Annotated in this window: 7 protein-coding genes; 6 read left to right on the plus strand and 1 reads right to left on the minus strand. The window is 56.5% G+C overall.

All coding sequences use genetic code 11. The features are described from left to right. The 5 genes from WCE46_RS00065 to WCE46_RS00085 form a co-directional block, all read left to right on the plus strand. Nucleotides 1-1,659: DNA gyrase subunit B (locus WCE46_RS00065; protein ID WP_424731662.1), on the plus strand; the 1,659-nt coding region annotated here is incomplete at its 5' end. 7 nt (nt 1,660-1,666) lie between these two features. Next, on the plus strand, nt 1,667-4,144 hold the full coding sequence (gene gyrA, locus WCE46_RS00070; protein WP_424731668.1) for a DNA gyrase subunit A: 2,478 nt from the start codon (nt 1,667-1,669) through the stop codon (nt 4,142-4,144). 94 nt (nt 4,145-4,238) lie between these two features. After that, the gene (locus tag WCE46_RS00075; RefSeq protein WP_424731663.1) at nt 4,239-4,763 is read left to right on the plus strand and encodes a type IV pilin N-terminal domain-containing protein; all 525 of its coding nucleotides are present in this window, start codon (nt 4,239-4,241) and stop codon (nt 4,761-4,763) included. A 40-nt stretch (nt 4,764-4,803) separates the two neighbouring features. After that, complete coding sequence (locus tag WCE46_RS00080) at nt 4,804-5,220, plus strand: secondary thiamine-phosphate synthase enzyme YjbQ (RefSeq protein ID WP_424731664.1); 417 nt, start codon at nt 4,804-4,806, stop codon at nt 5,218-5,220. Nucleotides 5,221-5,423: 203 nt separating this feature from the next. Then, nucleotides 5,424-6,230, plus strand: a complete 807-nt coding sequence (locus WCE46_RS00085) for an epoxyqueuosine reductase (RefSeq protein WP_424731665.1) — start codon at nt 5,424-5,426, stop codon at nt 6,228-6,230. 40 nt (nt 6,231-6,270) lie between these two features. Here WCE46_RS00085 and WCE46_RS00090 read toward each other — a convergent pair whose 3' ends face one another. Further along, nucleotides 6,271-7,194, minus strand: a complete 924-nt coding sequence (locus WCE46_RS00090) for a DUF475 domain-containing protein (RefSeq protein WP_424731666.1) — start codon at nt 7,192-7,194, stop codon at nt 6,271-6,273. 166 nt (nt 7,195-7,360) lie between these two features. On the opposite strand from WCE46_RS00090, the gene WCE46_RS00095 reads away from it, so the two are divergent. After that, nucleotides 7,361-7,638 (plus strand): YkgJ family cysteine cluster protein (locus WCE46_RS00095; RefSeq protein ID WP_424731667.1); only part of this gene is annotated, 278 nt, incomplete at its 3' end.

The following is a 7,638-nucleotide window of genomic DNA, read 5'->3' on the forward strand; positions in this document are numbered from 1 at the left end:
GGCCCCCTCATGCAGCGGGAAGAGACGCTCAACGAGGCGCTTGTCCGGTACCAGCAGTGGTACGGCGCACCGGCTGCATTTACCCGGGGCACCGTGCATGTAACCGTCCAGCAGAGCCTGTCCGGGCCCGCAGAACCTGTAGCACCTGTCCCCCCCGCTGAACCGGCAGTGCCGGCAGAACCCGTCGATATCGAAGCGGAGGATCGTACCCGTTTCTTTGCAGAGTTCGGCCAGAAACTTACGGGTACCAGGATCATCTTCCGGCCCGATGCAACCATATTCGAGACCGTTACGTTCGATTATGACACCCTTGCCACCCGGCTCCGCGAGCTGGCTTTCTTAAACGCCGGCCTTACCATCAGTATTACGGATGAACGGACCGGCGCCCGCGCTTCTTATTGCACCGGCGGGCTCTCGGAATTTGTGAAATACTTAAACGAAGGGACCGAGTGCCTCCACCCTGTCCCTATCGATATCACCCAGAAGGACCCCGAGAATAAGGTTGAGATCGAAGTCGCCCTCCAGTACACAACGGGATACGATGAGAAGGTGTATTCCTATGTCAACAGCGTCAACACCCGCGAGGGCGGCACTCATCTCGAAGGGTTCCGGAGCGCGATCACCCGGGCCATCAACACGGTCGCAAAGCGCAATAACCTCATAAAAGAGAATGCGGCGCTCACGCTCCGGGGTGAGGATGTCCGTGAAGGTATGACTTCGGTGATCTCGGTCAAGATGGCAAACCCCCAGTTCGAGGGCCAGACCAAGATGCGCCTTGGGAACAGCAATATTAAGGGCATCGTGGATTCGCTCGTCTATGCGGCGCTCAGCCAGTATTTTGATGAGAACCCCAAGGTGCTTGCCATCATTATCGAAAAAGCGCTCTCGGCCGCAAAGGCACGCGAGGCAGCGCGGAATGCCCGGGAACTCGCACGCCGCAAGAGCTCACTGGAGAGCTCCGGCCTCCCCGGCAAGCTTGCCGACTGCTCGGAACGCGATCCCCAGAAAAGCGAGATCTATATCGTGGAAGGGGACTCGGCAGGTGGCAGCGCAAAGCAGGGCCGGGACAGAAAGTTCCAGGCAATCCTCCCCCTCCGCGGAAAGATCCTCAACGTGGAAAAGGCAGGAGAGCACCAGATCTTAAAGAACGCCGAGATCCAAACGCTAATCTCCGCGATCGGGACCGGTATCGGTGACAAGTTCGATGTCGAGCGGGCACGGTACCACCATATCGTGATCATGACCGATGCCGATGTCGACGGTGCGCATATCAGGACGCTCCTTTTGACCTTCTTCTACCGGTACATGCTCAAAGTCATCGAGGCAGGGTATGTGTATATCGCCCAGCCCCCTCTCTTCCGGATCGCACGGGGAAAAGAGGAAAAATACGCGTTTACCGAAGAGGACATGAAAAAACTCTCCGCCGAGATGGGAGAGAAGGGAGTCTCTGTCCAGCGGTACAAGGGTCTTGGTGAGATGAATGCCCAGCAGCTCTGGGATACGACCATGAGCCCCGAGCACCGGATCTTCCGGCAGGTCAATATCGAGGATGCCATGGAAGCAAACGAGATCTTCAAGACGCTCATGGGAAAGGACGTAGACATACGAAAAGAGTTCATCATGCGCCATGCAAAGGAGGTGACCAACCTTGACATCTGAAGGCGACATGCCCCCTGCATTCGGCCCGCTCACCCACCGGGTCGAGCCGATCAGTATCGAAAAAGAGATGAAGGTCGCGTATATCAACTACGCGATGAGCGTCATCATCGGGCGTGCGATCCCCGATGCCCGGGACGGTCTCAAGCCGGTTCACCGCCGGTCGCTCTTTGCCATGTGGGAGATGGGTAACACCTCTGACAAGCCCACGAAAAAGAGCGCGAGAGTCGTCGGTGAAGTGATGGGTAAGTTCCACCCGCACGGCGACTCATCCATCTACGACACGATTGTCAAGATGGCCCAGCCCTTCTCCTACCGGTATATGCCCGTGCTGGGGCAGGGAAACTTCGGATCGATAGACGGCGACTCTGCGGCAGCAAGCAGGTATACCGAAGTCAAGCTTACCCCCTTTGCCGAGGAGATGTTAAAGGACATCGAGAAGGAGACGGTCGACTTCGTTCCCAACTACGATGAATCCCTCAAGGAACCGACCGTGCTCCCCGCGAAAATACCGGAACTTCTCGTGAACGGGACTGACGGTATCGCGGTCGGTATGGCGACAAAGATGCCGCCCCACAACCTCCGCGAGGTCTGTGCAGCGGTCATAAAATACCTCGAAAACCCGGAGGTTCCCGTAGAGGATCTCATGAGGGTCATGCCGGGCCCGGACTTCCCGACCGGTGGGATCATGATGGGCACCGACGGGGTCAAAACTGCGTATATGACCGGGCAGGGCCGGGTCATCGTCCGCGGTGTGGCGACGATCGAAGAGTCAGAGGGTGGCAACCGGGGCGACCGGATCATCGTCACCGAGCTCCCGTACCAGGTGAACAAGGCCCAGTGGATCGAGGGCATTGCAAACATGGTAAAGGAGAAACGGCTTGACGGCATCTCCGATCTCCGGGATGAGTCTGACAAGGAAGGTATCCGGGTCGTCTTCGAACTCAGGAAAGGCACAATGGCGCCGGTCATCCTGAATAATCTCTACCGTCACACGGCGCTCGAATCCAGTTTCTGGGTGATCAACCTTGCAATCGTGGATGGCCAGCCCCGGGTGCTCACGCTGCACGGCCTTCTTGCCACGTTTGTCCAGCACCGGATCGAAGTGATCCGGCGCCGTTCCGAGTTTGATCTTAAAAAGGCGCAGGAGAGAGTCCACATTCTCGAAGGTCTCCTCCTCGCACTCGCGCGGATCGACGAAGTGATCGCCGCGATACGGGGGTCCGACACGGTCGAGAACGCCCGGCTCACGCTCATTTCCCGGTTCGGGCTTGACGAACTGCAGGCAAATGCGATCCTCCAGATGCAGCTGCGCCGTCTCGCGGCCCTTGAGCAGCAGAAAATAACCGATGAAAAAACCGGTCTTGTTACCGAAATCGCCCGGCTCACTGCTCTCATCTCAAGCGAAACCACGATAAAAGACGAGATCCGGCGGGAGACTACCGAGATTGCTGAGAAGTTCGGTGATAAGAGAAGGACGCAAATTGCAAGCGCGACCGGCGACCTCACGACCGAAGACCTGATCGAGGACAAGACAGTCCTTGTTTCCATCACCACGGCAAATTACATCAAGCGCATCGATCTTGACACCTACCGCCAGCAGCGCCGGGGCGGCAAGGGTATCACCGGCATGACCACAAAAGAGGAGGACTTTGTCGATTCGATCTTTGTTGCCGGGATGAAGGACTACCTGCTCTGTTTCACGAACCTCGGCAGGGTCTACTGGCTCAAGGTCTACGAGATACCCGAGAGTTCGCGGATTGCAAAGGGCAAACCGATCGTCAATCTCCTGAACTTAAAAGAGGAGGTCGTGACGGCCGTGATTCCGATCCGCGAGTTCCGCGAGGACCGGTTCCTCCTCTTTGCGACAAAACTCGGACAGGTCATCAAGATTCCCCAGACCGAGTTCTCCTTCCCCCGGTCTGTCGGGACAAACGCGATCAAGCTGAAGGATAATGATCAGCTGGTTGAAGTGATCTCGACAAACGGCACGAATGAACTCGTGCTCACCTCCCGGTTTGGCCAGAGCCTCCGGTTCCACGAGGAGACCGTGCGGACTGTCCGAAGGAATGCGTATGGTGTGAGAGGTATGAAACTGCGGGGCGGGGATACGGTTGTCGCAGTCACCCTGCTTGAAAAAGATCACCTGCTCACCATATCCGATGTCGGTTTCGGAAAGAGATCCGAATTTGACGAGTTCCGCGGGCATGGGAGGGGAACGATGGGCGTCCGGAATATCCTGCTTGAACGGGAAGCGGTCGTCATTATGTCCCGTGCCGTCTCGGACACTGATGGGATTGTCGTGATGACAGCAGCAGGAGTCGTCATACGGACCCGGGTAAGCGAAGTGAGGATCGTCGGGCGGGGAACAAAAGGTGTCCGGATCATGCGCCTTGACGAGAACGATAAAGTGGTCGGTGTCGCTATCGTACAGCCGGAGCCTGACATCATAGAAGAGCCTGACCCCGATGCACCTGCTGCACCGTAATTGCACTCCCTCTTTTTTCGTCAGGTTTCCTTTTGGATCCTGATCAGAACCTATTTCAGGTGTCTTTTCCTAGACTCGTCTACGGATTGATCGCTTGACACTCCTGCACCGTGACCATGCACTGACCGAACTATATGGTCTCTTCCTCATTGCCCTGTTGATCAGTGCTGTGGCGATCATTATCTTTGCAGTTTCGAGTGGTTTTGTAACTTCTCTCCTCCAGAAACCCCCGGTATTTGCCGTTCAGGCAAAGAGCACCTCCCCGTACTCAGACATAAACGTCATCAGCCTGTACCACATGGAAGGCGATCCTGTGGCCCTCTCCAACCTTTCAGTAACGGGAACAGCATCTGGTATTTTTTTTATCCTTGAGTCACCACGCCGCGACAAAATCATGGTCTACCCATCCCCGGTCCTGACCGGCAATCCCTGGGCCAATGGTGGGACCGCCACCATTTACTATGATGGTTCACGCTTCCTTGTGACCGATGATATTGCGACCCTTATTGCAAAAAACGGATCCGGGGCAATCAGGGATATGCCATCAGGAATCTGGATCGTGTACATCACGGACCAGAAAACGCAGGTCGTCGTGAACTCACTGACTGTAACGGTATGAAAATTATCTGACTCCCTGCTAAAAAGGAAGGTCTGATATCATGTTCAGGAAAGTTATCCATGTGTCCACCCGGCGCGAAGGGGAGATCATCGACCTGACACCGCAGGTGGCAGCAGTTGTCCGCGAGAGCGCCATACGGGACGGACTCGTGCACCTGTTCGTACAGCACTCGACAGCCGCGCTCACCACGATCGAGTGCGAGCCCGGCGTGCTTGCGGATCTCACCCGGTCGCTTGCGGTGCTCGCTCCCGACGATGCAGTCTATGCCCACAACACAAAGTGGGGTGACGGCAACGGGCGTTCCCATGTCAAAGCGGCACTTGTGGGCCCCTCCCTTACGGTCCCTGTCGCAGGGGGTAAGATCTGCTGCGGGACATGGCAACAGATTGTTCTTCTTGAACTGGATGTAAATGCGGGTCGGGAACGCACGGTGATCTGCACCGTAACAGATGAATAGTGCTGTATCATCCGAATCGCCACGATTTTGTGGGGTGGGATCTGCATGTGTTTTGTTTTGGGTTCCAGGATGCACCTGATCCGGTAAAGACCGGTATCGTGCTGAGATAACAGGGTCATACCCGGGAGAGGCACGGATCAGTAAACAGGAATCTCCGGTGTGGGAACAAACTCTCTTATCCTTATCCATGCAACCGTTGATCCATGAGCACGATCCTCCGGCGTCAGATCATCAGGAAATGCAGCGGCATGGACATCCCGCTTGTCGGTTTTGCCCCGGCAGATCGCTGGGACGATCCTCCATTCGAACCGTGGGTGCCGGAGGCGTTCCGTCCTGCATCAATTTTTCCCGGGACAAAAACCGTAATCGTGATCGGGTTTCCGGTTAGCCTGCCGATCGTGGATACTGCCCCCTCAATCTGGTATCATGAGCTGTACCGGACGGTCAATGCAGAGCTCGACTCCTGCGGGTATCGCATCGCTACATTCCTCACAGAGAAAGGCTACCCGTCGGTCTGGGTGCCCCGTGACGGGTACGGATCGATTGATGTCCTTAAGGAAAAACCGATCGCGTTCTTCTCTCACCGTCATGCGGCATACTGTGCCGGCCTTGGGAACTTCGGGCTCAATAACATGCTCCTGACCCCGCATTACGGCCCCCGGGTCAGGTTTGCCTCGATCCTGACCACTGCCGGACTCCCCGGGGACCCGGTGCTCGAAGAACCGCTCTGTGTCAAGTGCCGGAGGTGCGTGCGTATCTGCCCGGTAGCTGCTGTTCCCGGGGGCGGGTACCCGGAGGAACTCACGGACAAGACTGCCTGTGCCACCCGCTCGGAAGAACTGCACCGGAGGTATCTCTCCCCGTGCGGGTGCTGCATCAAAGTCTGCCCTGTCGGAGAGGACAGGAAACAGTACGGCCGGGAGGATATGCGGATGTACGATGAGAAAAGCCCTGTCTCTGATCCGTACCGCAGCGCCCGCGACCATGTCCGGTCATTCGGGTCACGATAAGTGCGATCATTTCCTGACCTGGTGACGATGCATTCCGGCCTCACGCGGTATCCGCGGCCGGCCCGGACCGGATGGACTTAAAGAGGAAGAAACCGACGACCCCGAACGTTATAATGGGAGAGACAAAAGCGGGGATCCCGAGGCCGAAACTGTCGAGGATCATGATGATGCCGAGGCAGAAGATCGAATACATCGCACCGTTTTTTAAGTAACGGTATTTTTTAATCGAGTCCACGTTCCTGACCGTGATTTCCCGGACGATCAATGCCCCGATGCCGTTCCCCAGAATGATGAGCGGGACTGCCATCGTAAACGCAAATGCGCCCAGTACACCGTCGATGGAGAATGTGGCGTCGATGATCTCCAGGTAGAAGATCTTGCTGATATCCGGGATATCGCCCGAGATCATCTTTCTTTCCTGCTCTTCGGCGTTCTGCCGGAACCCGTGGACAATAAAAAACGCGGTCGACCCGATCACAGCCCCAAATGCCATTATCGGGTTTTCCCCAAGTGCCAGCCAGACGATGGCGGCAAGGAGGATGGATACGACGGCATAGAACCAGACGCCTTTTGTTGCGATGTAACGCTCTCCCCTGATGCCGAATGCCTTCTCCTCTAAAAAGAGCCAGTGGAAGAAGAGGAAGATCAGGAATGTGCCGCCGCCTATCAGGAGAACAGGGGCGGACTTTTCGATCGCCGACACAACGGCAGGATCGCTCGAGAATGTTGCGGTGAGCGCCCCGACCGGTCCAAGGGACGGATTGGACATCCAGACAATCAGCCACGGCAGCACGCCCCGGATCACAAAAACGGCAAACAACAGACCCCAGACCAGGAACCAGCGCCGGGCCTTCTGCGACATTGTCGAGAGGACCTCAGCGTTAATGATGGCATTGTCGATGCTTGTGATCGTCTCGAACAGGCAGAGCCCGGCGATGATCAGGATGATGGAAAGGATATCCATGGATTACGAACCTGTTGGCGTCGGACCGGTATAAATGTTGGCGAGACCTATAGTTTTTTTTGGAATGCGACATCCTCAAAAGGTATCCGGCAGGTTTTGAGAGACCCGGCATCATTGCTATTAAGGTGGCAGACGGTACATTCCGGAACAGGAGGACCGGGTACGCATGGTGTTTGACTGCCAGCAGTGCGGGGAGTGCTGCAGCCATCTCGGGCTGGTGCACAGTATCACCGAAGATCACGGGAACTACGAGTTCGTGGTCTTCAACCGGTACACGAATGAGTCTGATGTCGTGAGCGTGGATGCCGACAAGCACGCCCTTTTTGACGACAAGAGTATCTTTACCACGCTCCCCGAGGCCTGCCCGTTCTTCCGTCACCAGCCGGGTTCGGAGAAGGCGTTCTGCACGGTGCACCTGACCCGGCCCGATATCTGCCGGGACTA

Origin of the sequence: Methanoregula sp. (assembly GCF_049690535.1) — an archaeon.
GTDB lineage: Archaea > Halobacteriota > Methanomicrobia > Methanomicrobiales > Methanospirillaceae > Methanoregula.